The 25,626-nt window shown below is 38.7% G+C and carries 33 protein-coding genes; 7 read left to right on the top strand and 26 right to left on the bottom strand.

Annotated features, from left to right (window positions below; all coding sequences use genetic code 11):
- The first annotated feature begins 67 nt into the window (after positions 1 to 67).
- Positions 68 to 1,597, top strand: a complete 1,530-nt coding sequence (locus tag M2353_RS03040; RefSeq protein ID WP_072367833.1) for a multicopper oxidase family protein — start codon at positions 68 to 70, stop codon at positions 1,595 to 1,597.
- 267 nt (positions 1,598 to 1,864) lie between these two features.
- Complete coding sequence (locus tag M2353_RS03035; RefSeq protein WP_168948585.1) at positions 1,865 to 2,239, top strand: carboxymuconolactone decarboxylase family protein; 375 nt, start codon at positions 1,865 to 1,867, stop codon at positions 2,237 to 2,239.
- Positions 2,240 to 2,452: 213 nt separating this feature from the next.
- On the opposite strand, the gene M2353_RS03030 is transcribed toward M2353_RS03035, so the two are convergent.
- Both M2353_RS03030 and M2353_RS03025 read right to left on the bottom strand, forming a co-directional pair.
- Complete coding sequence (locus M2353_RS03030; RefSeq protein ID WP_284724918.1) at positions 2,453 to 3,502, bottom strand: TolB-like translocation protein; 1,050 nt, start codon at positions 3,500 to 3,502, stop codon at positions 2,453 to 2,455.
- A 73-nt stretch (positions 3,503 to 3,575) separates the two neighbouring features.
- The gene (locus M2353_RS03025) at positions 3,576 to 3,944 is read right to left on the bottom strand and encodes an RlpA-like double-psi beta-barrel domain-containing protein (RefSeq protein ID WP_003213878.1); all 369 of its coding nucleotides are present in this window, start codon (positions 3,942 to 3,944) and stop codon (positions 3,576 to 3,578) included.
- A 210-nt stretch (positions 3,945 to 4,154) separates the two neighbouring features.
- Between M2353_RS03025 and M2353_RS03020 the strand changes: the two genes are divergently transcribed.
- The 3 genes from M2353_RS03020 to M2353_RS03010 all read left to right on the top strand — a co-directional run bounded on the left by M2353_RS03020 (position 4,155) and on the right by M2353_RS03010 (position 5,910).
- Positions 4,155 to 4,829: a hypothetical protein gene (locus M2353_RS03020; RefSeq protein ID WP_039170029.1), complete on the top strand. Its 675-nt coding sequence runs from the start codon at positions 4,155 to 4,157 to the stop codon at positions 4,827 to 4,829.
- A 124-nt stretch (positions 4,830 to 4,953) separates the two neighbouring features.
- On the top strand, positions 4,954 to 5,421 hold the full coding sequence (locus tag M2353_RS03015; RefSeq protein WP_008344358.1) for a hypothetical protein: 468 nt from the start codon (positions 4,954 to 4,956) through the stop codon (positions 5,419 to 5,421).
- 138 nt (positions 5,422 to 5,559) lie between these two features.
- Entirely contained in the window at positions 5,560 to 5,910 is a 351-nt protein-coding gene (locus M2353_RS03010) for a DUF4064 domain-containing protein (RefSeq protein WP_178929651.1), read from the top strand.
- Between the two features lie 30 nt (positions 5,911 to 5,940).
- On the opposite strand, the gene M2353_RS03005 is transcribed toward M2353_RS03010, so the two are convergent.
- Entirely contained in the window at positions 5,941 to 6,375 is a 435-nt protein-coding gene (locus M2353_RS03005) for a hypothetical protein (protein WP_282833945.1), read from the bottom strand.
- A 246-nt stretch (positions 6,376 to 6,621) separates the two neighbouring features.
- On the opposite strand from M2353_RS03005, the gene M2353_RS03000 reads away from it, so the two are divergent.
- Entirely contained in the window at positions 6,622 to 7,158 is a 537-nt protein-coding gene (locus M2353_RS03000) for a hypothetical protein (RefSeq protein ID WP_284724917.1), read from the top strand.
- 170 nt (positions 7,159 to 7,328) lie between these two features.
- Here the strand turns inward: M2353_RS03000 and M2353_RS02995 are convergent, their stop codons facing one another.
- From M2353_RS02995 to M2353_RS02980, 4 genes are all read right to left on the bottom strand, one after another.
- Positions 7,329 to 8,681: an IS1182 family transposase gene (locus M2353_RS02995; protein WP_284724793.1), complete on the bottom strand. Its 1,353-nt coding sequence runs from the start codon at positions 8,679 to 8,681 to the stop codon at positions 7,329 to 7,331.
- Between the two features lie 193 nt (positions 8,682 to 8,874).
- The gene (locus M2353_RS02990) at positions 8,875 to 9,480 is read right to left on the bottom strand and encodes an FMN-binding negative transcriptional regulator (RefSeq protein WP_243173117.1); all 606 of its coding nucleotides are present in this window, start codon (positions 9,478 to 9,480) and stop codon (positions 8,875 to 8,877) included.
- A gap of 20 nt (positions 9,481 to 9,500) precedes the next feature.
- Entirely contained in the window at positions 9,501 to 10,019 is a 519-nt protein-coding gene (paiA, locus tag M2353_RS02985) for a spermidine/spermine N(1)-acetyltransferase (RefSeq protein WP_041093265.1), read from the bottom strand.
- Positions 10,020 to 10,040: 21 nt separating this feature from the next.
- Entirely contained in the window at positions 10,041 to 10,493 is a 453-nt protein-coding gene (locus M2353_RS02980) for a MarR family winged helix-turn-helix transcriptional regulator (protein WP_039170043.1), read from the bottom strand.
- 698 nt (positions 10,494 to 11,191) lie between these two features.
- Between M2353_RS02980 and M2353_RS02975 the strand changes: the two genes are divergently transcribed.
- Positions 11,192 to 11,380 carry a hypothetical protein gene (locus tag M2353_RS02975; protein ID WP_144495768.1) on the top strand — a complete coding sequence of 63 codons (189 nt, stop codon included), beginning with the start codon at positions 11,192 to 11,194 and terminating at the stop codon, positions 11,378 to 11,380.
- Positions 11,381 to 11,453: 73 nt separating this feature from the next.
- Here the strand turns inward: M2353_RS02975 and M2353_RS02970 are convergent, their stop codons facing one another.
- The 19 genes from M2353_RS02970 to M2353_RS02880 all read right to left on the bottom strand — a co-directional run bounded on the left by M2353_RS02970 (position 11,454) and on the right by M2353_RS02880 (position 25,620).
- Complete coding sequence (locus M2353_RS02970) at positions 11,454 to 11,621, bottom strand: hypothetical protein (RefSeq protein WP_186300495.1); 168 nt, start codon at positions 11,619 to 11,621, stop codon at positions 11,454 to 11,456.
- Positions 11,622 to 11,675: 54 nt separating this feature from the next.
- Positions 11,676 to 12,401, bottom strand: coding sequence for a zeta toxin family protein (locus tag M2353_RS02965; protein WP_284724916.1), 726 nt, complete (start codon positions 12,399 to 12,401; stop codon positions 11,676 to 11,678).
- A 154-nt stretch (positions 12,402 to 12,555) separates the two neighbouring features.
- Positions 12,556 to 12,798 carry a helix-turn-helix domain-containing protein gene (locus M2353_RS02960; RefSeq protein WP_284724915.1) on the bottom strand — a complete coding sequence of 81 codons (243 nt, stop codon included), beginning with the start codon at positions 12,796 to 12,798 and terminating at the stop codon, positions 12,556 to 12,558.
- Between the two features lie 422 nt (positions 12,799 to 13,220).
- Positions 13,221 to 14,033, bottom strand: a complete 813-nt coding sequence (locus M2353_RS02955) for a M15 family metallopeptidase (protein WP_284724914.1) — start codon at positions 14,031 to 14,033, stop codon at positions 13,221 to 13,223.
- A 55-nt stretch (positions 14,034 to 14,088) separates the two neighbouring features.
- A complete protein-coding gene (locus M2353_RS02950; RefSeq protein ID WP_284724913.1) occupies positions 14,089 to 15,159 on the bottom strand; it encodes an acyltransferase family protein in 1,071 nt (356 codons plus the stop codon).
- A gap of 62 nt (positions 15,160 to 15,221) precedes the next feature.
- Positions 15,222 to 15,485 (bottom strand): phage holin, encoded by a 264-nt coding sequence (locus M2353_RS02945; RefSeq protein WP_284724912.1) that lies wholly within the window; start codon positions 15,483 to 15,485, stop codon positions 15,222 to 15,224.
- Positions 15,486 to 15,504: 19 nt separating this feature from the next.
- A complete protein-coding gene (locus M2353_RS02940; protein WP_268418740.1) occupies positions 15,505 to 15,783 on the bottom strand; it encodes a hemolysin XhlA family protein in 279 nt (92 codons plus the stop codon).
- Between the two features lie 67 nt (positions 15,784 to 15,850).
- The gene (locus M2353_RS02935; RefSeq protein ID WP_144487684.1) at positions 15,851 to 16,042 is read right to left on the bottom strand and encodes an XkdX family protein; all 192 of its coding nucleotides are present in this window, start codon (positions 16,040 to 16,042) and stop codon (positions 15,851 to 15,853) included.
- Entirely contained in the window at positions 16,032 to 16,379 is a 348-nt protein-coding gene (locus M2353_RS02930) for an XkdW family protein (protein ID WP_284724911.1), read from the bottom strand. Before M2353_RS02930 ends, M2353_RS02935 begins: the two co-directional genes overlap by 11 nt.
- 10 nt (positions 16,380 to 16,389) lie before the next feature.
- A complete protein-coding gene (locus tag M2353_RS02925; protein ID WP_144487686.1) occupies positions 16,390 to 17,472 on the bottom strand; it encodes a hypothetical protein in 1,083 nt (360 codons plus the stop codon).
- Between the two features lie 14 nt (positions 17,473 to 17,486).
- On the bottom strand, positions 17,487 to 18,116 hold the full coding sequence (locus tag M2353_RS02920; RefSeq protein WP_144487687.1) for a DUF2612 domain-containing protein: 630 nt from the start codon (positions 18,114 to 18,116) through the stop codon (positions 17,487 to 17,489).
- Positions 18,109 to 19,287: a baseplate J/gp47 family protein gene (locus tag M2353_RS02915; protein WP_284724910.1), complete on the bottom strand. Its 1,179-nt coding sequence runs from the start codon at positions 19,285 to 19,287 to the stop codon at positions 18,109 to 18,111. Before M2353_RS02915 ends, M2353_RS02920 begins: the two co-directional genes overlap by 8 nt.
- Positions 19,277 to 19,639, bottom strand: coding sequence for a DUF2634 domain-containing protein (locus tag M2353_RS02910; protein WP_284724909.1), 363 nt, complete (start codon positions 19,637 to 19,639; stop codon positions 19,277 to 19,279). The genes M2353_RS02915 and M2353_RS02910 overlap by 11 nt, the downstream gene beginning before the upstream one ends.
- Positions 19,636 to 19,980, bottom strand: coding sequence for a Gp138 family membrane-puncturing spike protein (locus tag M2353_RS02905; RefSeq protein ID WP_120207376.1), 345 nt, complete (start codon positions 19,978 to 19,980; stop codon positions 19,636 to 19,638). The genes M2353_RS02910 and M2353_RS02905 overlap by 4 nt, the downstream gene beginning before the upstream one ends.
- Entirely contained in the window at positions 19,980 to 20,975 is a 996-nt protein-coding gene (locus M2353_RS02900; RefSeq protein WP_120207378.1) for a phage protein, read from the bottom strand. Before M2353_RS02900 ends, M2353_RS02905 begins: the two co-directional genes overlap by 1 nt.
- The gene (locus M2353_RS02895; RefSeq protein ID WP_120207380.1) at positions 20,962 to 21,312 is read right to left on the bottom strand and encodes a phage baseplate plug family protein; all 351 of its coding nucleotides are present in this window, start codon (positions 21,310 to 21,312) and stop codon (positions 20,962 to 20,964) included. Before M2353_RS02895 ends, M2353_RS02900 begins: the two co-directional genes overlap by 14 nt.
- A 10-nt stretch (positions 21,313 to 21,322) precedes the next feature.
- A complete protein-coding gene (locus M2353_RS02890) occupies positions 21,323 to 21,868 on the bottom strand; it encodes a LysM peptidoglycan-binding domain-containing protein (RefSeq protein WP_120207382.1) in 546 nt (181 codons plus the stop codon).
- Positions 21,868 to 25,494: a tape measure protein gene (locus M2353_RS02885; RefSeq protein WP_284724908.1), complete on the bottom strand. Its 3,627-nt coding sequence runs from the start codon at positions 25,492 to 25,494 to the stop codon at positions 21,868 to 21,870. The genes M2353_RS02890 and M2353_RS02885 overlap by 1 nt, the downstream gene beginning before the upstream one ends.
- Complete coding sequence (locus M2353_RS02880; RefSeq protein WP_260856995.1) at positions 25,495 to 25,620, bottom strand: hypothetical protein; 126 nt, start codon at positions 25,618 to 25,620, stop codon at positions 25,495 to 25,497.
- Positions 25,621 to 25,626: the final 6 nt, after the last annotated feature.

Genomic DNA, 25,626 nt, shown 5'->3' with positions numbered 1-25,626 from the left:
TTATTCACCTATTTGGATGTCCGCACTTATAATGTATCAAATTGATTTTAAGTGAGGATTAGTCAACATGAACCTAGAAAAGTTTGTTGACGAGCTGCCAATTCCAGAAGTCGCAGAGCCCGTCAAAAAAAACCCAAGACAAACGTATTATGAAATCGCTATGGAGGAGGTGTTCCTAAAAGTTCATAGAGATCTGCCCCCAACCAAGCTATGGACCTATAATGGCAGTTTGCCGGGTCCAACCATTAAAGCGAATCGAAATGAAAAGGTCAAAGTGAAATGGATGAACAAATTGCCGCTGAAACACTTCCTGCCTGTCGATCATACCATTCACGCTGGACATCATGATGAACCCGAAGTCAAAACAGTCGTTCACCTGCATGGGGGCGTGACACCTGCAAGCAGTGACGGTTATCCGGAGGCTTGGTTTTCGCGAGACTTTGAAGCGACCGGCCCCTTCTTTGAACGAGAGGTTTACGAATACCCTAATCACCAGCAAGCATGCACATTGTGGTATCACGATCATGCCATGGCATTAACACGATTAAATGTATACGCCGGATTAGCTGGCTTTTATTTGATCTCAGATGCGTTTGAAAAATCACTCGAATTACCGAAAGATGAATATGATATCCCTTTAATGATCATGGACCGGACATTCCAGGAGGATGGCGCACTGTTTTATCCAAGTAGACCAAATAACACACCAGAAGATAGTGATCTTCCAGATCCCTCCATCGTGCCATTTTTTTGCGGGGAAACGATTTTAGTCAATGGAAAAGTATGGCCATATTTAGAAGTAGAGCCTCGAAAATATCGTTTTCGTATCTTAAACGCATCCAATACAAGAACTTACGAGCTTCATCTAGATAACGACGCCACAATCTTACAAATTGGATCTGATGGCGGCTTTTTGCCAAGACCTGTTCATCACCAATCTTTTAGCATTGCACCTGCTGAACGTTTTGATGTCATCATCGACTTCTCAGCTTACGAAAACAAAACAATTGTTTTAAAAAATACGGCAGGCTGCGGTCAGGATGTCAATCCAGAAACAGATGCGAACATTATGCAGTTTAAAGTCACTCGTCCGCTCAAAGGAAGAGCAGCTAAAACATTACGTCCGATCTTCAAACCACTTCCACCGCTCCGACCGAGCCGAGCTGATAACGAGCGAACGCTAACGCTTACTGGCACACAAGATAAATATGGGCGCCCGATTTTATTACTAGATAACCGGTTTTGGAATGATCCTGTCACGGAAAATCCTCGACTTGGCAGTGTAGAGGTATGGAACATTGTCAACCCAACAAGGGGCACACACCCTATTCATTTACATCTTGTTCAATTCAGAGTGATTGATAGAAGACCATTCGATACAGACATCTATCAATCAACAGGTGAAATCGTGTATACAGGACCAAATGAAGCGCCTCCTTTGCATGAACAAGGCTACAAGGATACAATTCAGGCGCATGCCGGTGAAGTCATTCGCATCATCGCTCGGTTTGTCCCATATAGCGGACGATATGTGTGGCATTGTCACATTTTAGAACACGAGGATTATGACATGATGCGGCCGATGGATATCATTTAGTAAATATGAAACCTCCTCTCTCTTAATTGCGTAATATGAAAAGGGCTAACAGCTTCTATATATTAGCCCTCTATTTTCTTTTCAATCTCCATGAGAAAAAACGAACAATGTATCGCATGAATGGCATTTTTTTGAACATTCCACACTTAAAAAGTTGACGAAGTAAACCGATAATACTACTATATACCCATTACCTCTATCAAAAGGCACTTAAGAAACCAAGCACGAACAAATAGAAAATCGTCATAAAAAACGGAGGAGTTCAATTTGAATGAAGAAAAAGAGACTTGCCAGGTCAAGCAAGAAACAGTGGCAGGTAACAGGGAGAAGCTTTCAATTCATGAAAACGAGAGCATTCGATCAAACATTGAACAACTAACAATTGAACTCGGTGAACAAAAAGAATTCAATCACTTCATATTAGATGAAAAACAGAAGACCATCAGCACATTATCGGCTCTCATTGCAAAAGGTGATTGTGATGAAGAGTTAAAAGCTCATTTTGTACAAGCATTACATATCGGGCTCTCTGTTATAGAGATTATGGAGATCATTAAGCACTGTACAAAGGTTGTAGGATTCCCTCATTCCATTAATGCCTTGTTTATTTTTCAGAACTTACTAGATGAAAACAATAAATAAGAGAAAACGAGAAGTCTTCTGTCCTCTCGTTTTTTTATTTCCACTTACTTTACTCTCTTACGCTGATTCTGTCACAGTAGCAAAATATCAAAATACCACTCATTTCCTTGCTTAAAAAGTGATGTTCATTTCACAAACCGCATTTTTCACCGACACATCCCATGACAAAATAAAAAAACGTCCAGTTATATGAAATAACTGAACGCGCACCTTTTACCGATTGACAGTGAAATTGTTAACAATCCCGCCTTCTTTCTCCCAAGCGGTTTCTACTGTTTTCTTCTTAATATCATATTCAAAAATGGTTCTGACCTTCGCCTTTCGTCCTGTGTCATCCTTTAATTCCTTTGCGTTCTTTGCAACACCTAAGAAATAAACAGATGTACCATCCGCAGAAAATTGCGGCTGGGCAGCACTTAAAATACGCACATCTTGGCTGTTTTTAACAAGTGTCTTTGTTTTTCCTGTATCTACATCCATCACCTTAATAGATGATACTTCTTTTTCATTTCGAACCTTCACTTCTGTATAAATGAGTTTTTTATGATCTGGTGAAAAAGAAATATCATTGATGGTTTGAGAAATACGTGCAATTCGCTTACCCTTCTCACCTGTTTGAAGGGTAAGCTTCATGGTCGTTGGTTCAGGATCCATTCCTTTTTCATTTGCCTCATCCGTCTTTTTATAATCCTCTTTTAACGAATAATGCTGAATGGCCAACAGATTTGATGCTGGATCATAAGCAAAAGAACTCACCGTATCATCATCACTTTTTTCTGGATATAACACTTTCACTTTCTGTGTTTTCAAATCAAAAGATGCTACATAAAATTGCTCACCTGAATCCTTGTTATACCTTAAATATAACTGTTTTCCGTCACCAGAAAGTCTCATACTGTCGATTGAATCGTCACTCGTAAAGAGCGTTTTTTCTTTATCCGTTTTCACATTCAATTCTCGTATACTTACTTTTTGTGTGTCTTCATCTGTATACGTGTAGTATAAAAGCTGTTTCGCCTGATCATAAGCAATTGAAGGATATGCTGTCAGTTTCTCTGTATGAAGCGCCTTGTCATGCAAGTAATAAGTATTGTTTAACTTTTGATCCGTAAATGAAACAAGCAATTCGTCTTTTGCATCTTTATTTGTTTTCACTTTTCCTGCATGTTTTGCCTCTTGCCCTGGCTTCATCATGAAGAAGATGACGGCCGCAATCACTGCGACTCCAATTACTGTGATGATCCACCATGTTGATTTTTTCATTGACTTTCAGACCCTCTCCACAAGAAAAGAAGCCAGAAAATGAACTTTTCCCGCTTCTTTGCATGCCTATGTATTAATAAGTGTAATGCCCTTTGACGACACCTTTACTTGTTTTATACCCAAGTGCTTTGAATGCTTTCGGACTTACGTCTAATACTGCGTTTGGCATTCTACCTACATCATATTTATATACTGTAATCACTTTATGTGGTTTCGCTTTTGTTGTCACTCTTAGTTTTGTACCTTTTTTCGGTACGTCAAATCCCATTTTTGTTGCTGCATCCCAATGACCGAGTTTTTTTCCATCTGCGCCTTTTTTACCGACACCATTATACCATGTAATATTGCCGCTTACTTTTTTTGCACTTGCTCCATGTGAGAAACTAAACGCTAAAAATAAACTAGCTACTGTTACGATTGTCGCGATAAGCTTTTTATTCATTAAAAAATCCTCCGTATTTGGTTTCTGACCCTATTATACATGAAGATGCACCCAGTTATTTTACAGTCACATTACAATTCGAATACAAGTTGACCACTTAATGACCGATTTTGTTCATAAATTTCACCAAAAACAGCCAGAACATTGTCAGTAGATCCCTCCCTTTCGTTTTATATAATAGAAATGAATCAAAGATAAGGAGGTATTTTCATGAAAAAGTGGTTCATCGTTTTGAGTGTAAGTTTGATCTTCGTTTTGATGCTTTCAAGTATTCCTGCCTCTGCGGCTGGTCCTCGTCACGGCGCCATCGTGACACAAACGGATGAAGCCAAATGGTCAGGTATCTCGGCTGATATTGTGCTGCCAAAAACAGCCACTATTAAAAATGGCTATGCCGACTGGTATCTTGGTCTCGGTTCTGCCGTTGTTGAAAGCGGGATTTCAAAAACATCTTCTGGCTATAAGGTCTTCCTGGGCACCGGCTCCCAAGGCGGCAGTCAATATTGGAACAGCGAATACGATTCAAGTATTAAAGATGGTGCACGTGTCAACTTAAAACTCATCAACAATGGTGATGGCACAGTGTCACTATACGTCAACGGGAAACTGCGTTATAAACAGCCTGTTTTCAACCCTAGTCGTCTGAAAGACCTCGATGTCGTCAAAATGGTACACGGCGTACAAGATAATGGAACAAACAGCTACTCGCAAGCAAGTTTCTCTAATGTACAGCTCCGTGCAAATACATCTGGAAGTGTCTATAAAAAATGGGACGGCACCGTCAAATCATCTCTTTTACGCAAAAATCTAGAATCTGGTGCTCCGGCTCCAAAATTCACAGTCATTTCGTCTATCCCACTTAGTACAACCCTTTCAGCACAATAAAACATGAGCACCCACCTTTGGGTGCTTTTGATTGTTCACAGCTTATCAACACTTCTCTTTTAATCAAAACATCGATTCGTGGTAACATAAGCATACATACTTTGAAGAACAAAGGAGAAAGAACGTGAGAAAAAGTCTACTTGTTTTCATGAGTCTTGTTGCAACCTTCTCTATCCTAGCAGCTTGCTCAAATACTGCAAAAGAAGAAAAAACAGAATCTACGGCACTTCCAACGATTAATCAACGCATTCAAAATGAAACGAAAGAGGTCATGGAGCAGTCTAAGCTCGTAAAAGACACAACAATCACCGTTGATCAAAAGAAAAAAGTCATTTCCTTAAACGTGACAGCTTCATCTGAGACCAATAGTGATTACGCTGAAGTCATTGGTTTGAACTTTGCCAAAACACTAGCTATTGGTGCATCCACTGAAAAGGAAAACAACCTGCATAAACCGGAAAATGACAGCCTCGGCGCCCTCTACTCCTTTTATGACCTAAACATTACCGTGAAACAGGAAAACGGAAAAGTACTGGCAAAAGGAAAGAAAACAACAAATGAAACAAAGATTACCTGGGAGAGAGCCCAGTAATTGGACAAGAAAATTCTTTATGGATTTTCTTGTTTTTTTTAACAAAACTATTAACATTGTGAAAAGAATGCCGATGAGTAAGATTGTGTTGGTTCTTAAGTACCAATAATTCTTATTTACATATCGGAGGAAAGTATCATGAAAAGAACAACGGAATTTGTTTTAGGCTTAATTGGAGGAATTTTTGGGTTTTTCGGTGCAATGTTTGCCATTGCCTTTGGAGGGCTCGATGCCGCATTTAGTGAATCAGGTACGAGTCAAATCACAGGATTAGGCTGGGCAGCGATGCTTTTCTCTATTCTTGCTATTGTGGCATCTGTTATCGTGAAGAAAAAAGCAAAGCTTGGCGGGATTTTATTATTAGTATCTGCTGTTGGTGGTATTATTTCTATTTCTATGTTCTTTATCCTTCCAGCTGTATTAATCCTCATCGCAGGATGCATGGGTGTGTTTAGAAAAGAGCCTGTCGTCAATAACACAACTGCATAAGAATAGAGAATAAAGCTTGTAGAGATTGCTCTACAAGCCTTTTCTCTCTACTCTTTGTAAATCATATTGAATGGAATTAACTAACTCTATTATGTTTTCATCTGTCCAAAGATCCAATATAAACAATATATCATCCATCATGTGTGACAAATCTTCCTTGCACATCAATTCTTCTTTGTAAGCAGGGACAACAAAGAAATAGAGTAGATCAGCCAATTCAAGAGCGACACTTACATCTTTTTCATCCATGATGGCTTTATGCAAAGAGTGGATCAGCCATTTAAGGTCTTCATAATTTTCAATAGGAACATACATCAATTGATGAATTTCATCTACTTTCCTTTCCTTTAGAATCCTCTCAGCAAATTCCTTTGAAAGAGCCCCAACTGTATTTGAAGATATATTCAGAAACGAGAATTCATGTTGATCCTCTCTATTAACCATCTTGATTGACGAACCATCCATTTCAATCACTCCCAATCCCTTATAATAATTCTATTATAAGGAAATTCAAACCCGTTTTAAGTCATCAGAAGTGGATTTTATGTAATTTTAAGCTAACTGGTTTATCAAAAAAACATCTCAAAACAATTATTTTCTATTTTTATCATTTTTTGTTGATTTAAAGGTTCTTTTATCCTATTATAATAGTCACGGTCAATATATAAGCGCAAGACGCTTATATAAATTAAACAAAAGGGGATTTTCATTTTGAAGAAATTCTATGCTTTATTTTTAACTTTAGGGCTAACATTTACACTGGCTGCTTGCGGCTCAACAGAAGATGTGTCTACAGGTGCATCTAAAGAAAAAGAGTCTACTAGCACAAAAACACAATCAAAAAACAAAAAAGATGATGGTTCAAAGAAAATAAATGCGAGCAAACACAAAACAACTGCTCAAGGAATGAAAGTAAACCTTGGCGAAATTAAAATTATGAAGGATAGAATCAATGTAGGAATGAATATCGAAAATACGACAGATAAAGTTCTAAACTTCTATCCAGACCAAGGTAAAGTTGTAGCTGGAAGCATGCAATTAGATGCGAATATGTTTATGACTGATGGCGATATTGGTGGCGAAGTTGAAGGTGGCGTTAAACAAGATGGTGTTATTCAATTCTTAGCTCCTGAAGGCAAAGAGATCAACATTAAAAACATCAAAGAATTAAAGCTGAAATTTGGAAATGTCACAACTGACGATTACATGAATAGTAAAGATGTGACCTTCACAGTAAAAGTAAAATAAACTTTCACTATTGCCCTTGAATGATGAGGGCTTTTTTATTTATCACATTAAAAAACACTTTCCGAAAAGAAAGTGTCAGATTGTAGAGAAACTCATGTTTTTCTACAATCTTTTTTATTTTCATCGTAATGATGATGGATGAGATTGAATGAAAAAGGCCTCCCACACACCTAACCTAGCTTCGCTAGATGTGTGGCAATCTTCTTCATGTTCTGACAGGCAGCTGTGAGAAGAACTTGCTCACTCACATTTTGTTTTCCCCTCAACCGGCAGTAGCGAAGCCCGTGCAGTTGTTTTGAATCTGCAAAGCTTCGCTCTATTTTTTCTTTTCTTTTTTTATATAGCTCTTTTCCAGAGACAGATAGACGATTTTGTCTGATCTTTTCTTTATGTTCTTCCCATATGTGTCTTGAGATGACTTTTTGATGATTTTTCGACCTTGTGCATCTTTCAAGGAAAGAACACGATGCACATTTTTTAGGATCTGATTTGTAGAATCGATAACCCTTTCGATCAGTTGTTGTATATAATAGCTTCTCACCATTTGGGCATATGTAATGATCATGTTCAGAGTCATACTTGAATTTCCACTTCTCAAATAAACCTCTTGTTGGATGAAAGCGTCTATGTGCGATGACACCAAAAATACGGCGATCTGATAAACCTTTACAGATTGGGGTCGTCAAATAACCAGAATCAAGGGCAACAGCTTCTACTTGAAAACCAAATCGTGCGATTTGGTGATCCAACCGATCAAGATACGGAACAGAATCATGGACATTACCGGGCGTGATGTGGGCATCCGTGATGATATTGTACTTCATATCCGTTGTACGGTGGTCTAGGTAGAAAAAGCCTTCCGGTTTGTTTTCACGATAAAGATAGCCACTTTCAGGATCAGTCGTACTTTGACGAATGTCTTTTTCCGTTTTCACCTCCTCTTTTACCTTTAAGGGCTTTTTTCCGTGTGCCACCCGATCTTCTTGGATCGCTTCTTCTAAATCATTTATATAGTTCTGGGTATCTTGTTCAATCGTTTTTCTCATATATTTATGTTTATTGGCATTGGCTTTAAGATGAGTTGAAACAGTAAAAAGAACGCGGCCTCCTACCATATCATGATTGATAGCTTGAAGCACAATCTCGTCGAAAATGTCTTGAAAAATCGTTGTATCTTTGAATCGAGTACGACGATTCCAGCTAATGGTCGAGTGATGAGGAACGGGGTCATTGATGTTCAAACCTAAAAACCATCTATACGCCATGTTATAGTAAATTTCTTTTTCAAGTTGTCTTTCAGAACGGATACCGTACAGGTATCCGATAAACATCATTTTGAACAAAATAAGTGGATCAAGAGAAGGACGACCTTTATTCTCGCTATAATACGGTCTTACTTTATCTACGATAAATGAAAAATCAATGTACTGATCAATTTTACGAAGCAGGTGATCCTCTTCGACCAGTTGATCTAGTAATACAAATTCGGCTTCGTGCTGAGAAGAATTTCTAGTGTGGAACATGAGAAAAACACCTTCCTTTAGTATGCTTTTCTCTATTATAAAGTGGGGTAGTGGAAAATTTAAGGGAAAAAATAAAGCTGTCGAGATTTTCTCGACAGCCTGACACTTTCCGAAAAGAAAGTGTTTTTGTTTATAAGTAACGATTCATTCATTTTAATACTTCATAAGAATAACTGATTTTTCGAGAAGTCTCTTACATGGAACTCTTTTTCATCGCAGCCGCCATTTCCACTTCACCCTCTGCTTCCAGCTGTTCAATAATGCGAGCATAATCTCTTTCATGGCGATTTTGGCTTAACTTAAAAGCAGCTTGAACTTCATCAATGATGATTTTGAAGCCCACAATCCCTTTCATTTGTTTCTCTAACAGTTCCTCAGATAACGTATCCCATAACACTGGCTGATCTCTATGACTTTCATATGTCTCCAGCATCGCTGTTAATTCCTTGACCAGTTCTGATTTTTCGAGCAGTGCAGCCTTTCCATATACATGTACAGCTTGATAATTCCACGTCGGTACGGCTTCTTTCTCATACCATGAAGAGGATATGTAAGCATGCGGCCCTTGAAAAATGACGAGCACCTTCTCGTTCTCTTCAAACGTTTTCCACTGAGGATTTCCAATCGCCATATGCCCTGAGATCACATACGAATCGCCAATTTGATGAAAACTCACTGGAATATGGGTCGCAATGGGCTTTTCATTCGTTGTCGTCACAACTGTAGCAAATGAATGTGATTGAATAAATGATTTGATTTTCTCCATATCTTTCACTTGAAAAAATGATGGTATATGCATGTTCCCTTCCCCCTTTTTGATTACCTCAATGTTTTGGTCATAATGAAGTCCATTTGCTCCTCGTCCCCCATTTGGAAAGCATGCACTCCTGTTTGAACAAACCCAAGCTTTTGATAAAATGCCATGGCGGCTTTATTATGCTCCCACACACCAAGCCAAACATCACGTTTATGATGTTTCTCTGCAATTTCAAAGGCTTGATTCATTAAATATCGACCTAATCCTAGTTTTTGAAAGGACTGTTTGATATAAATGCGTTCAATTTCTAATGTGTCATCACCCATCTCTTCTGACTGTGCATCGTCCATATTGACCTTTAAATAACCAGCAAGGCGCCCATTTACTTGAACCAAATAAAATTGTGAAAAGGGATGTTGTAATTCTTTTAGCAGCTGGTTCGAATGAAAAGCTGTCTTCACATATGCGTCGATATGCTCCGCCTTGTTTTGCTCCTGAAACGTTTCTATAAAAGTATCGATTCCGATTTTTTGCAGATCTTTTATATGTTGTTCATTACACCGAATGAGCGTGACGGTCATGAAGTAACCCCTCCTTAGTCATTAGTAGCTTCTCTTTTTGCCTTTTTTCACATCTTCCCAATCTTTTTCGATATTCTTTCGCACCCTCAAAAGATACTGATAAATCTGTTCCGCTTCCTCTTCAGAAAACCCATCCAGCGCTACCCGATTTGAATGATCATGTTCTCGTTTGATCATTGGATAGACGGCTTTCCCTTTCTCAGTTGGAAACAATTTCTTGATTTTTTTATTCGCTGAGTCATGTTTCTTCTCAATAAATTCATGCAGCTCTAATTTTTGAATAGCCCGAGCAGCCGTAGTTCGATCCACCTTAATCATTTCCGCTAGTTTTTCCTGAATGATGCCAGGCTCCTCACAAATACGCACAAGATACAAATACTGCCCCTTCGTTAAATCATACTCTTTAAATTCAATATTACTAATGGAATCAAGCGCGCGAGCAATCACGCCGATCTCCCGCAAAATTTCTTTCATATACCTCGACTCCTTTTATTGCATTTACAACAAATAACTAAAGTTAGTATAATTGATTAATGTTGTATTTGCAACAAAAAACCCACTTCTTAATTGAAAGTGGGTTTTCAACTCTTTCTTTATTTATCACGCCTCTTCGATCCAAACAATCCAAATACGACAGCCAGTGCAACTATAATCGCCACCCAAGTCGTAAAGCCCATATGATCACCGCTTTTCTTTTGAAAATCATCTCTTTATGTTAGATAAAACCAAAAAAATCACTGTCTCTTTAGTTAACGGATGTAAAGCGGTGAAAGTTTCAATTCATTTAACGCTCTTAACCAAAAAATAGACAAAACAAAAACCCCTATATTTCAAGGGGTTTTCGGGGGTGTTACATCATGCCACCCATGCATTGCCTAGTTATATGTGCTTTTATGACCTTATACAAAATGAAGTGGAAAATTCCCTGAAGATGATTTATTACAATCACTTTTATTTCTCTATATTCTTTTATATAGCTTTTGACACCAAAAATGGCATCAAAAAAGCCGTCCTTTTGGGCGGCCAGGGTGTGAGTAATATAAGAAGTTAATCATTGAAATATATACGAATTTTTTAAAATCCCGTTTCCGCGGGTAAACCGTATACTCTAATTATACACCACACTTGCAAACCGAACAAACATTCCGTTAAAATGTTTCCGAGGTGGGAATATGACTGATCTCGAAAGAAAAATTTATCGAATCATTTATAATATGAGCCGGTTTCGCAAGAACCCGACAATCGATGACCTTAAAAGGAAAACAGGTAAAGATGAGGCGGCGATTCGCAAGGCAGTTAGGAACCTTATGTCTCGTAATGAATTAAAATGGGATATGGAGAAACGTGAGTGGAAATTTTAATTAGCAGCTTCTTGTCTTAAAGAATAAATTAAGTCCCAGCTAATTTATTGGCTGGGACTTTATAAGTAAGATTTTAAGCTCTTTGCAGACTTTTTTCTAAAATGGCCTGTACACGTTTATATTCATTTTGGAGTTCTTTATTATTTTTAAATTCTTTAATTCCTTTTAAGAATTCATTATGTTTCTTCTCAAAAGCATTTGTGTTAGCTAATTTTTGTTTTAATTGTTTTCCAATTGGCATGGAAATCACTCCTATCTCCTATACCTATATTATACAATAATTATAGAACTTTTGCTAATCCATTTTTTTTAGAAATGCTGCATAAAGTTCTGGTTCGTGTATTTTTTCTTCTTCTCCCTGTTGTTTTTCTGCAATTAATACTGGGTCACTTTTGCTGGTATCGTATAAAAAATATTCATCAGCATAATCTTTTAAGGAAATGAATGAAGCAGGAACTGCTTTATGTGTTTCCTTTAAAATTGTTTCAGGAACCATTCTCCCTGTTTGTTCAAACCTCACGTTATTTCTCTCAAGGGCTAGCTCAACTGGGACATCAACTATTAGGAGAGTTATAAAATAATCTTTTTTCTTTAAATCCTTTAATATCTCTTGATATTTTTCAATGTTACTCATTGTACCATCATAAATTAAAGCTATACCCAAATTAATTGCTTTCTTTAGCAGGAAGTTAGTTATATCCGAACTCTCATCATGAACATACCTAGCTGCAAGCTCTGGGTAATCCTTTTGATATTCTGCATATTCTGGAATGAATTTTTTTATTTCATCAGAATCGATTAAAAAAAGATCGTCAGGTAATGTGTTACTCATAAAAGATTTGCCTGAGTTACTGCCACCTCCTAAGATTACAGCATCAGTGACGTTTTCGATTTGTTGATTGTTAGTATCCCCAAACATTTTCTTAATTATTTCAGTATGAAGCTCTTTTCTTTGCTCAGTATATTCCCCTGATTCATCGGAATGAATCTTTTGTGTAATTAATTTTTCGTTAAATTCCATTGACCTACCCCATTTTTATAATTGTGCGCATCATAAGATTCATAATCTATGAAAATTTTACCACAATTCTTTGAAAATAGGCTAATATTCAGCAAAAAAAAACCATTTTTTTATAAAAAATAGCCATAGAACCGGGTTCTATGTCGAAGTTTTATCATTCATAAGGGCGGTACTTCTTTCTCCCTTCTTTTAATTCTTTTTTCAGCTGATCAATATCTGACTTTAAAAATAAAACAGTTTTACCCACTTTTTTTATCGGACTTACTCGACCATCTGTATGCAACTTACTCATGCGCTGCTTGTTTACTTCTAAAATCTCCTGAGCTTCTGTTGAGGTGAGGACCTCGTTTTTAATGAAGTCCTCAACCTGCTGCCGGCTCTTCAAATGAAATTCCATGTTATCTTCTCCTTACGTCTTTGATGACTACAAATAGCGTTGCAAGTATTAAAGCGGCCATGATTACCGTTGTAAAAGTATTTGTCCATATTGAACGCGTTACAATTGAAGCTGCGCTCAAGAGGATCATAAAGAAGATCAATTGTTTTTGGTTCATATTATATGCTAGACTGGTTATAATTATATTGAGAAGCGAGCGATTAACTCGCTTCCCCAGTGTTAGTCCTTCTTATTATCTTTGTTTGCGTCGTGTGATTGTTGGGCAATCCACGCTATAGATGCAACGTAAAAGATGATTTGAAGGACTTTTATCATGTTGTCTAGCATTTCCTCACCTCCTATATTTATTATACTACAACTGTAGACTTATGTCTATAGTTTAGATAAAAAAAGACCTCCCTTTTAGAGAGGTTTTTTCGCTTTTATTTCAATGCTTTTTCAATGGCTTTCTTTGTCTTCGGTCCATAAATGCCATCAGCAGCAAGCCCATGCATTAATTGGAACCGCTTGACTGCATCCGCTGTTTTTGGTCCGTAATAGCCGTCAATTCCATTGTTTTTTGCTCCCTTTTCAGGATAGAAGAAAAGAGCGGCTAGGGCTTCCTGAACGGCTTTTACGCCTGCCCCTTTCGTTAAGGGCTTGGTGACTTTTAAAATGCCAGAAGGTAGGTTCTTTTTAGAAACTGTTTTAGGCTTAGTTGTGCTTTTTGCTGGCGATGCTATAACTGGCGTTGTCTTTATTGGTTTTGCAGAAACTTTATTTGATAGTAATGACACCAAGACAGGACGCTTACCCGCTTGCAACTGTGATAAAGACATACCGCCCATCATTTCAAGGTGCGGGTAATCCTTAAAACTCTTCCAGTCTCCACCCCACGAAAACCCTAGTGATTTCCCAATTTGAGCTACTCGACGCCATTTCTCGTTAACCGTCCAAAGCGCTTTTTTCCCATCCGCACTTAAAAGAACGTAATCAATCGCTAAACCATAATTGTGATTTGATTGACCACCTTTAGCGTTGGTGATAATCTTCCCAGGAGCGGTACGACCTTGAGCGTAAAGCTTGTTTTGTTCTGCAAACGAACGGTAGCCAGAAGTAATCTGAACAAAGATACCTTCTTTATATGCTTGCTTGATCATTTCAATTGCGCTTTCTTTTACAACGTTGTGAATGCCAGCACCCATATTTCTAACAGATCGGTCTATAAGAGTTTGTAATCCAATTTTTTCACCCATGTTCATTCTCCTTTTTAAGTTTATTGAGCATTAAAAAAAGCCCCTGTTAAGGGACTCAGAAATTTGTACTTTTTTCTTCCGATTTTGGTTTAATGTATGATGCTATTTTTTTGATAGTATTTAGTGGGGACGTGATGAACCAACTCACAGCCGCAAAAAAATTTGAGCCTAATAAGCCAACAATTACAAATGTTAATGCAAAATACAAAACAAGTTGGGTATCCCCGCTCCATTCGTTCATAAATTCAGTTCTCCTTAACAAGAACACAAAAACAGGATGGAACAAGAAAATACCTAGTGAGTAATCTCCCCACTTTGTCAAAATGCTTTTCTTGCTATTTACCGAGATAAGTATGAGTAAACATATCCAAGCTGACAAGAGGTAATGAAGAAGCATTTTAAGCAGATAGCTTTCATTATTTGCTAAAAATCTCTTTATTCCGAAGCTACCACGAAAAAGCCATTCTAAGTTTGGTGTGTACTCAATCAACAAAATTGTTAATGATCCCGTCACTATGAGTAACACCTTTGCCATTGAGGGTTTTATAATCTTATAAACAGCATTCAGGCTTTCCTTTGTCATAAAAAAGCCAGCAAAAAAGAATGGTGCAAATGAAATTGTCCTTTGATAACTAAGAGTGTAAGAAGTAAAATTCGGATAAAAATCTTTTATTACATCTGCAACCACACCTGTGTACTGTCGTGAAATAAAACAGACAATGAACATAATAAAAAAGATACTTAATTTACCTATTAAACTTAATCTTAATTTTGACAAACCCCATGCCAGTGAATACCAAAAAATCATACTCACGATGTACCATAAGTGAAATTGCGGCTTACCGTAATGGAACGATAAGGTTTTATACTCTCCTATAAAATAGAGAAACCAGTCAAAAAACGACTGAAATATAATGTACAAAAGAAAAAGGTTTATTATTTTACTTAATTTAATTCTTTTAGCTAGATAGCCACTGATGAAAATAAAAAGTGGCATATGGAATGCGTAAATAAACACGAAAAGCTGATAATAATTCTGTTTATTGAGTTCTATTAAGTGTCCAAAAACTACTAAAAAAATCAACAAACCCTTTATATTACTTAACTTTAAATCCTTTTCTAACAACTGGCTTCCCTCCAACTCCAATTTTAGGATATATGAAGAAGGATGCCAGCGCAACTATACGTTTATTTTGTTAATCCTTTTTGTTTTAGGACTTCTTTTTGTAACTTGCCCTTGTCAGTCACATAGTTGTTTTTGAACCATGCGACAAGCGTCATGAACGTTGTAAAGAGTGTCGAGACAGCAACATATAAAACGTCTGCTAAATTGTTTACAGACTCTTCATCCAAGGGTAATGGTGTCTTTCCGAACATCACTAAAAACTGATTGATCAATGCAATTAAAAGAAGCACTGTTCGTATCACAGTGCCTTTATCTAAATTCTTCATATTAATTTCCCCACTTCATTTATTTTTGAATTAGCGTGTATACAAGGGCGATCCCGCCGCCAATTACACCCGTACAAACAGCGGTTATAAGCGCACCAGTAATAGTACGCTTAATCCATGTAGTGTTTTCTTCGATTTTGTTAAGCTGATTGTTCAAGCTAATGATTTGCTGATCGTGCTTGTCTTGCCCTCTTTCGAGTACAGAAACACGTTGTTCCAAAGCTTTTTGACTGGTCTTTAATTCCGACATATCTTTTTGTATGATGTTCACATCGTTAACCTCCGTCATTCCTGACATGAGTACGCCCCCCTAGTCCTTTTCAAGTTCCTCACCTCCTTAAAGAAGGTAAAATAAAAAAGCCTTTCTACTCGGCTTCTAGTGTTTCTTTATATGTTTCACCAGTTATTTCTTTGTATTGTTCTTGTGTAACATATTCCTTCTGAATACCCTCTTCTAAATCTTCAATAGTACAGTCATCAAAGGACATTGCTTGTTTGACCATTGCAGTTGTAGCCCATTTATAAAATAGAGCTAACACCCAAAAATTAAGATTCATCTGTAAACCCTCCCTTTAATTTAAGGATTTCTATTCGCATTTCTGCGAGCTGTTGCCCTAACGTTGCATTTACTCTTTCTGACTGTTGACGAACGATTTTTTCTAATGCTAATTGCTCTCCAAGCAGCAGCAGTTGTCTTTCAACGTTTGATAACGGCTTTTCATTACTCTCGGATAGATACTCATTCCAAGCGACCTCTAATACTTCATCTGAAGGTATAGGATCGTCTAGGGACCACTTGTCTATGAATTGTCCCTCTCCATCATCCCGAACCGAATAATCCTTACCTAGTTCAGCATTCGGGTATAAATATTTAATCGCGAGCGCTTTATTCATCTTTTCCCTCCTATCTCAATTGAGCCATCGTAACGTATGCTGTGTTTATTGCTATTGTTTTATTGGTGCCTTTTGGTGTTATATAGAAAGTTACCTTATCTCCTGCCTTAAATCTCTGTAATAAATAAAGAACGCAGGTACTTGATGATGTTGCTGGATTCCAGTTTCCAAACCTTTGATACTCTGACCCATTTACATAACAGGCTAAAATATTATCTGATCCTACTGTGATGTTAGTGCTAGTAATATAAAGCCTTATCAAGTAAAGACCGCTATTTTTAAGTGTGATTTCTGCGCGAGAGCGGTTATACTCTGATAAATCATCCGCTCTTGTCACACCAAAAACAAGTTTAGTTGCAACATTCTCAGCGGCGGAAACTGATGAATTATCTTGATCATAAGTATCAACAAATGTGCTGTTTGCTACATCTTCTGCCGTTAGCACTCGTTTCCATCCTTTGAAAACTCCATCAGTGTGGACAGTTCCAAACCACATCGTATTTCTGTAGCTCGCTACAGCTATAATCATTTTTCTACCCGATCCACTTTCGGACACATCATAGTTAAACCACCCAGTATCAGATGGATCAGGATTATTTAAAAGTCTGTTATTAATCCCAAAATAAAACCCAGGTGGTAAAGTGAGTAAATCAGAACCTTCTGGTATCAATTTTCGTGTCCCTGAATCTTGTGTCATTTTGTATAATTGACCATTATTCCATTTGTTTTTTTCGGCTTCGGAAGTGTGTAATATTTTATCAACAACATGGCTATCAAAATCTGCCTTTGAAGCTTGCTTAATGTTATCGACATTACCTAAACCGACCTGTGATTTCGTGACAGCATGGGGATTATTTTTCGCGTTAGAATGTGTTGTTATATCATTCGATAAGGCCTTTAATGCAGCTGTGACTTCTTCAGATGAAGCAGCACCATCTTGTAACTCCTTTAAGGCCTCATATGTCCTATTCATGTACCAGTTGAACCAATCGGCAGGCGGATGATCCAGTGGTTTAAAACCCTCGCTAATTTTACTTTGTGGCGGCTTTTGCCCTGCGTTTTCCCATTGTGGTAAATCTTTTGTAAAAGCCATGCTTTCCCTCCTTATTAGATTGGTAGTGGATAATCATCTTCCGGTTCAAAGATGCCGCCTAATGTGCCACCATCAGTACCATCAGATGAAAACCCGAATTGGCTTGTCTCAATTTCATCAGGAATAGATGAAAAGCTAAACGTTCCATTAAGATTTATATAGGCCACTCGTACACCAGCTGCTACAGTTTTTTGCACAATAGATGAAAATTGCGTGGCGGACATCCCAACTTTATTAAGTGCTTCAAGCGGTGCCTTTTTCACAATTATTGCAGCTGGTTCATCTTCATTATCTTCTTTGACAGTGTAGATATTTATCTCTTCATAAGCACAATTCAAAGTTTTCGCAAGAGCTTCTATAATGCGGTTTGTTGTTCCGTCAGAAATATTTCTTGCTACTTTACCGCGAATCAGAACACGGTATATTTCGTCTGTGGCTCTACCTCTATTTTGAGCAACGTTATCACCTATTAAATCAAGGCCACGACCTTTTGCGTTATCTATATCACGCCATTTTTCAGCAGTGATTAGTGTCTTCCTTGCTGCGGTCAGTTGTTCATCTACAATTAAAAAAAGCTTTCCGATGTTGCTCTTCTCATCTTTCTGAAAAGCATCGGTCAGCTTGCTGATTAAGTCCTTAATCATAATGTACCACCTCGATTTCCGAGAAGAGAACTTGCGCCACTTGTTTAGGCTCAATCTCTATGTTGGATTGTCCGAGAGTATCACGATTTTTCCCAATCTTAATCACAACATCATCAACACCAGCCACTTGATACACAGCATTATATAGTTGAGATAAAATAACATCGTCACCCATTTGAGATCCCGTGAAGGAAGACCCCGATTTGTCCACACCACCAATTTTATATACAACATTATTCTTGATCAGATCATCCCCATCAATGGGGAATGATGCATTTGTCTTTAATTCAAGACGGACATAGATTTTCACCTCTTGAGCGAAATCAAAATTGACCGTATGGTCAATGCCGCTTAAATCAGTAATGACAACAGATTGATTACCTACGGTTTCTATGCCTGCCGCTACACTATTAAAAAGCGAATCAGCCACATCTTCTTTTATACCTCCAAGCACATAAGCATGAATGCTTTTAGGTGGATTACCGTCAGCATCTACTTCCATTGTGTTATTCATTACAACATTAGCCGAACGGACCCCGGATGTTTTTATCAGCGCTGCAATGATCCCGCTGTGTGTAGATGCTGAACTACCTTCCACAGACCTCTTAATTCGCGCGCGGTATTCCGAATCTATTTCAATATCGGAACCGCCGGCGGCCGCTTCGGGATTGGTCACAGACGTGATATTTTCCGTTGGTTCAGCTTGTACAGTGATTGTATCAGCTGCAACATTGTTCATTGCGCCCTTATCGACTGATATGACATCGACTAAAGCTTTTCCATTGGTATCAATTGTTGCTTCTTCAAGTACCTCAAAGTAAATATCTGATTCCGTTGCAAACTGGGTTTCTTCTTCAATGATGTGACCGGGTTCGCCTGTGATTTCAAGAGTGGCGTATGATTCGCTTGCCGGCTCTCTTGTGATTCCGTTGTTATTTCCTAATCTATCAAGCTGCACTCCCTCAGACTTACTAACAAAGCCGCTGTTATATACTCTTTCAGCGATGTCCCAAACACCTGCCAGAAACCATGCAATGATCCTAAAAATGATTCCAAGAGGTGTCCGACTTGATGTATTTACATCCTCCCCGAACTGTTCCTTTGCCTTATCTTCCATTTCGTCTACAATGTCTGAATATGTTTTTCGCTGGAAGCCGTTTTCATTCAACAACGTCAACACCTCCTAACACCAATTCTTGGCCGTCTTCTTCTTTTATTAATTTCAGTTTGATACGACTAGAGCGTGCTTTTCGATCAAACTGAAATTCTATATCTTCTACTGTGGCAATGCGTTCTTCTTGAGCTATCGCTTCAATGATGTCATATTGTGCTTCTTCTTCATCAAGATTTTTACCGAGGAGATTTTCACGCTCGACTCCTAAAAACTCATCTAGTTCAAACTCTCCTAAACTTGTTTTCAAGATCATTTCTACAGCTTGTGCAAGCTCTGCATCGCCTTCAACCATTTCTAGTTCTCCATCTTTTAAAATAAGATCACCATTAACCAGTTTTAAAGTCTTCATCCCTCATACACTCCAATCACTACAGCATCCGTTATATCGTGTGTACGGGTACTATCAGGATCAAAAGGTTTGTTTGTTAAATTATCAAGCGCCCGATCTGCAAATGATAGAAATACCATTGCTCCAACCTTCATATCTGCTTCGACATGCTTGAGAACAAGAGCATCTTGTATCAATGGTTGTTCATATAAAGTGTCGTCGTCAGCGGTCATAAAGAGCGGCTTTACATCTGCCGTATGACTGGCAGCATCGTAAGAAACGACCCTACCAGGAGCGCAAACATGAATAGAATGCTTGATGCCTTTTATAAGATTATCGAAAAAATTCGTATCCGCCGCCATTAGATCACATCCGCTTCTGTGTAAAAATCGTTTCCATCGAACACATGCTTACCCTTTTTAACACGATACTTACCGTTGGCTGTTTTGCTCTTAATGATAATAATTGAAGCGGTGGTTATGCGGTGTTGTAATAAGCATTTAACCGAGTACCCTTTCAACTTTTCATCCTCAAACGCTTCAGGAGAGTCAAGCAAACCTGTTGATTCTTTCAATTCAAACCGCTCGTCATCCCCTTCTGTAATAGACCTGATAACAAGACGGCCACGCCTGTAATACAAAGAAGCACCACAATCATGCACAACTTCTTCTAATTTCTTCTCAATACTGCCTGTGACTGTGTACCCTTTCTTATATACCTTGTTTCTAGGCAAAGACAGCTTCGCAAGTTTTATATCAAGAATGCGGATTAAACGATTTATAATTGTGCGGGCCGTGGTTCCTTTTTTAAACGTGATTTTCATGGATTGTTTTCTGTATTTCGCCTCACGGACTGTTTTGTATTTGATTGTTCGTGTGCTTTTGCGGACAGATGTCTTACCCGATTTCAATTTGACCACTTTTTTTGTTTCAACCTTCAATGGTTTCTTCAGCTTGTACCGCTTGTTGGCATAATATTTCACAGGAGCATCAGCGGTATTTTGATCAACTTTAATATGAGAGTAATCGTCTCCCTCTTTCATGAAAATTGAAGTGATTTTATCGACCCCTGTACGCTTTGTCAGCACCTTTGTAACCTTTCCGATAGCTAACACCCCAAAGTCGCTTTTATACCCCGCCTGAACGGTCATAGTAGCGCCTTTTTTGATTTTGTTGATCGTGCTACTACTTAGGTTAAAAATCTCGACCTTTGTTTCATTCGGTTTGGCGTCATCATCGAACGGGACTTCAAACCTCACTTCTAAATCTTTATAATCAAAGGTTCCTTTATAAGCCCCACTATCAATCGTCACTTTTACAATACGACCAAATAACAGCTTGTTATTATTCGTCGCCATCTTCTTCACCCTCTTCACCAACATCGTCAATATACAGAAACACAGTTTTCATGAAGTTTTCTGATGAAATCCTAGTTTCTGTATTTGATTCGTCTAACGGTACTAACGAAGGAGCTGGCAAACGATCATCTATAATGTCATCCCACAATGGCACATTTAGAATCATTTTTTCACCTAGTACGATTGGCTCCATGTCCATGTCATAAAGGTCGATAGAATAGCTGTCATCTGTCTCGTTATAGTTGATTTGAAAAACAAATGTGCTGTCAGCAAGATCAATTTCAAACTGCTGCGGAATGTCTTCTATATCAATCGGAATATAGTCTCTCGTTGCCATTTTGCTCCCCCTACTTCACCCGTAATTTGACCCCTATAGGAATGCGGCGGTCAGGGTACTTATTCCATTTTCTAAGCTGTGACAGGCTCGTACCGTACCACATTCTCATGTGGCTGTATGTTTCGCCTTTCTTCACTTTGTGATAGACAGCTTTTCCTTTCTTAGTATTTGATTTCTTCTTTTTCCCTGCTGCTTTCACTTTCTTTTTCACAAAAGGACTTTTTGCAATACGGATTTCTTGTAACTCAACTGAGATAGCAAAACCGTTTTTGTATTCTCCAATATCACGAGATAGATTGGTAATGACAACGTTTTTCGCTACTTTTCTTCCTGTGTAGTTAAGCAGTTTGCCCGCATACATCTGCTTTTTAAGATACGCAAAATCTTTGTTTGGATTTTTGCCAAGCAAAAAACCCGAAATTGAAGTGATTTCGGGTTTTCGTTGTACATGATCAGTTATGGGAATGCCTTTTTCAACAGGGTATGATGTCACTTCCACCTCGGGATTGTCTGACTCTTTTTCGTTAACGATTTTGATTTTCCCTAGCTTCGCCATCAATATTCCCCCTCTGGCGCATACATTGGATTCAGTTTTTCCCACGTTTCTTTAAGAGCTTCTTGAACCGCTTGTTTAATGCTCTCGCTGCCTGTTGAAGTACCGCCAGAAACTTGGACATAAACTGTCGGTGAAAAACTATTACTGTTTGAAGAATTAGAATATGTTGTCGAACTAGATGAAGGTGTATAGGCTGCGTCACTTAACATGCTGTTTGTTCTACGGTTGTTGTAAATTGTTGACCCGCCAGACAAACGCATAAGCTCTGGTCCTTGTTCACCAACCATTGCCCATTGATCACCAATGATACGGCCACCTGTTGCATATCCCTTATATGGACCACCGCGCGCCATTGATTTTAAGCCCGGATGGTTATAGATCCCACCGTATCTTCTATTAAGATAGTTAATTGCTGCAATTATTTGATGAACTGGGTTCTTAATATTGCCGTAACCCGGTTCTTTGTATGCGGCGAATGTTGAAGGAATAAACTGCATAAGCCCTTGTGACGGATGCCCAGCTTTTGCGTTGCTATCCCAATTGTTTACTACATTGGGATTTCCGCCTGACTCTTTCATGGCGATCGTCTGTAAGGCACCAGCATAACTAGGGCTAATCCCTTTAATTGAAATAGCTTGAGCTACCCACTTTTTAACGGCAGCAGATCCACCGCCGCCAAACATACCACCAAAGCTCTCAATCTTTTTCTTTCCCCAACTCATTGCGCCATCTTTTACTTTAGTGAATAAACCCTTTGCTATATCACCAAAACCCCCAGATAATGAAGGTGCTTTTGCACCAAACATCTCAAAGGCTTTATTCATGAGCTTTGTAGGATTAGAAATGTAATCCCATACATCAAAAGCAGCGCTTTTCACTTTACCAACAACGTTTTTTGCTCCCTCAACAGCTTTACCAAGCCATCCTGATCCTTTTTTATTCCCTTTAGTTCCATCAGCATACATAGGAACATTTCCGAGAGTTTCAAGCGTTTGTTTATGTGATAAAACCTGTGTTCCTTTTGGAAGATTCATTAGTGTATCAGTACCCGGAGATAATCCCACATGGCCGGACGGTGTTTTATATAATTCAGGACCTCCACCGTCACCTAAAATTGCTGGCCCACCCGGATGACCATTTGTACCATTCGCATATTTAGGCGGTGTCCATTTTGGAATTTTCACATCTTTTAAACCGATCTTTCCTAACACCCAGTTTATACCGCCTGTCACTCCGTTCACAGCGGTTGCCAGTGCACCAGCTAGCATATTTCCAAGACTTTTCACGCCACTAACCGCTTTAGATGCCATTGATTTAATACCTTGACCAATCTTCCCAGGTAAAGCTTTTGCTCCTGAAACCATATCACCAAATTTTTTCTTAACTAGATCCCATAGAGCGCCTGCCAATCTACCGACGTTGTTTTTCACAAAACTCCAACCTTTTATTATAAAGCGTCCCATATTCACAACAGCATTCGAAGCGTGTGTCGCACCATTCACGAAGAAGCTTTTAACACTTGTCCACATTCCTGATACAAGTGCTCTTACACCATTAGCCAATCCTAAAACGCCTTTTAACAAGCGACCTATGAAAAGCAGTTGTATGCCATTCCATATAAATGCAATAGCACCGGAAAAGAGTTGCTTTACTCCTTCCCACATCTTTCCGAAATCTCCTGTGAATAAGCCTGTGAAGATTTTAACAACGCCCATGATGATATTAAGCGCACCAGTAATAACCCCTTTAATATTTCCCCAAACAGATTGAACAATATAGAGAATTACAGGCATCAAGAACACAAACACCTTTTGCAAGACACTAAAGACATTCTGAAGTGCTTGAACTATTTGTGATCCATTTTCTTTCCAAAATGCCGACACTTGATTTCCTATAGTCGCCAAAAAGCTAAACACTCCACCCAATGCTTGGCCTATGTATGGCGCAATAAATTGAACGGCTGACAATATCCCATTAAATATCGTACTAAACACTGGTGCCATACCTTTCATAGTTGAGACAAAACTATTTATGAAAGCCTGCACATATGGAGATATGCTAGAGATGGAAGTTTTAACGGTATCAAAAACCGATTTCACTTTATCTGTAATACCAACAATCATATCTACTGTGCTTGGAGGGAAAAGCTGTGACAATATGCCGTAACCTTCTAAACGATCTCCTGTGCCTTTACCTTGCATAACGCCAAATACGCCCATAATCGCTTGTTTAGCAGTTTGGGCTGGACCTGATATATTTTTAAATATAGAACCAATCGTATTGAAAGCTGGTTGCATTACTTTGCCAATGCCGAAAATAATATCAGGCAGTTTACTGAATTGAGTAGAAAACCATCCCATTGCAGCTTGAATATGAGGCTTTGCAGGCTCCATGATCTTTGCCATTGTTGAGCTGATTGACGATTTCATAGAATCGACAGAGCCTACCCAAGTATCTTTAGAATCTTTCATAATGCCGGCCATAGCTGCTGTTTGGCCCGCAGCTCCTTTGGTCCCTTTCTGCATTCCTTTTACAAGAGCGGCAATTGCTTCTTCACTTTCAAAACCGCCTTTAGAAATGACATTTTTCAACTCCATAACGTCTTGACCCGTTTCATTCGCCAATATCTTTAGAGCTGGTATACCAGCATCCATTAGCCGGTTCATCTCTTCCATAGACAAGGTTCCAGATACCTGCATGGCTCCAAAGGCGTCACTGATCTGTCTGAATCCTTCAGCACCTTTACCACTTGCGGCGGCAGCATCTCCAACAGCTTGCATCGTTGGTATTACATTCTTAACATCCATACCAAAAGCAATTAGGTTTCGGCCACTATTCGCGATGTCAGTAAATGCATAAGGCGTTGTTTTCGCAAAGGTCAGCATGTCATCTAGGAAACTTTGTGCCTTTTTAGCGTCTCCCATCAGAACAGATAAGGAGGTTTTAGCCTGCTCAATAGCAGATAAACGCCCCATACCTGTTGCGGCTAAAGCTCCACCTGATAACAGCCCTAATGCTCCTGCATAACCTTGTACAGCCGTTTTAGCTTCTCTGAATGGGGCTGTTATACCTGATCTAACACTATTTGCAACGCTTCGTGACATTGAACTAACCGATGATGGGATTCGCCCAAAAACTCCGCCTAACCTCGATGCACTTTGTGTCATCTGTTGAAACTGTCCACCCACTTGGCCGCCCATACGGTTCACTTGCTGAGTAAGTGCTCCTGCATTGCTTGTGCTGTCTTCTAATCTTGTCCGCATTGCAGATAGTTGACTGTTTGCTACTCGGATTGTTCTCGCGCTTGTATCAGTGGATCTTGTGAAACGCATTATACTGCGACTTGCTGTGTTGATATTGGTATTTGTTGAGCTGACACTTTGACTAGCTGTTCTCATTCCACGGGTTAGGTTTACAACCTGTCCGTTCGCTAGCCTAAGTTGTCTAGTTGCTCCAGCTGCAATCTGACTAGTATTGTTAAGATCATTACTCATTGCTTGAATTGGTCGATCTGCTCCCTGAATGCTACTGAGCATACTATTTACTTGAGTATTCATTTGTTGCAATGGTTTCGAGTTAGCAATAAGTTTTAGTTCAATCGCAGTGGTCCGCAAAGGTTGAGACATCTATTTACCTCCTTTCTGATTTGCTTTGTTTTTCGCATCAATATAGAGATCAAGGGCGGCATTAGCTTCGGCGATCTCGTCAGGTGTCATATATCTAGCAACATCAAAACTGATCACTCGCTCCATCACTAG

Source organism: Bacillus aerius, from assembly GCF_029894105.1.
GTDB classification, from domain to species: Bacteria; Bacillota; Bacilli; order Bacillales; family Bacillaceae; genus Bacillus; species Bacillus altitudinis.
The sequence above is the reverse complement of the archived record's forward strand: the minus strand, read 5'-3'. Positions and strand labels throughout refer to the sequence as shown.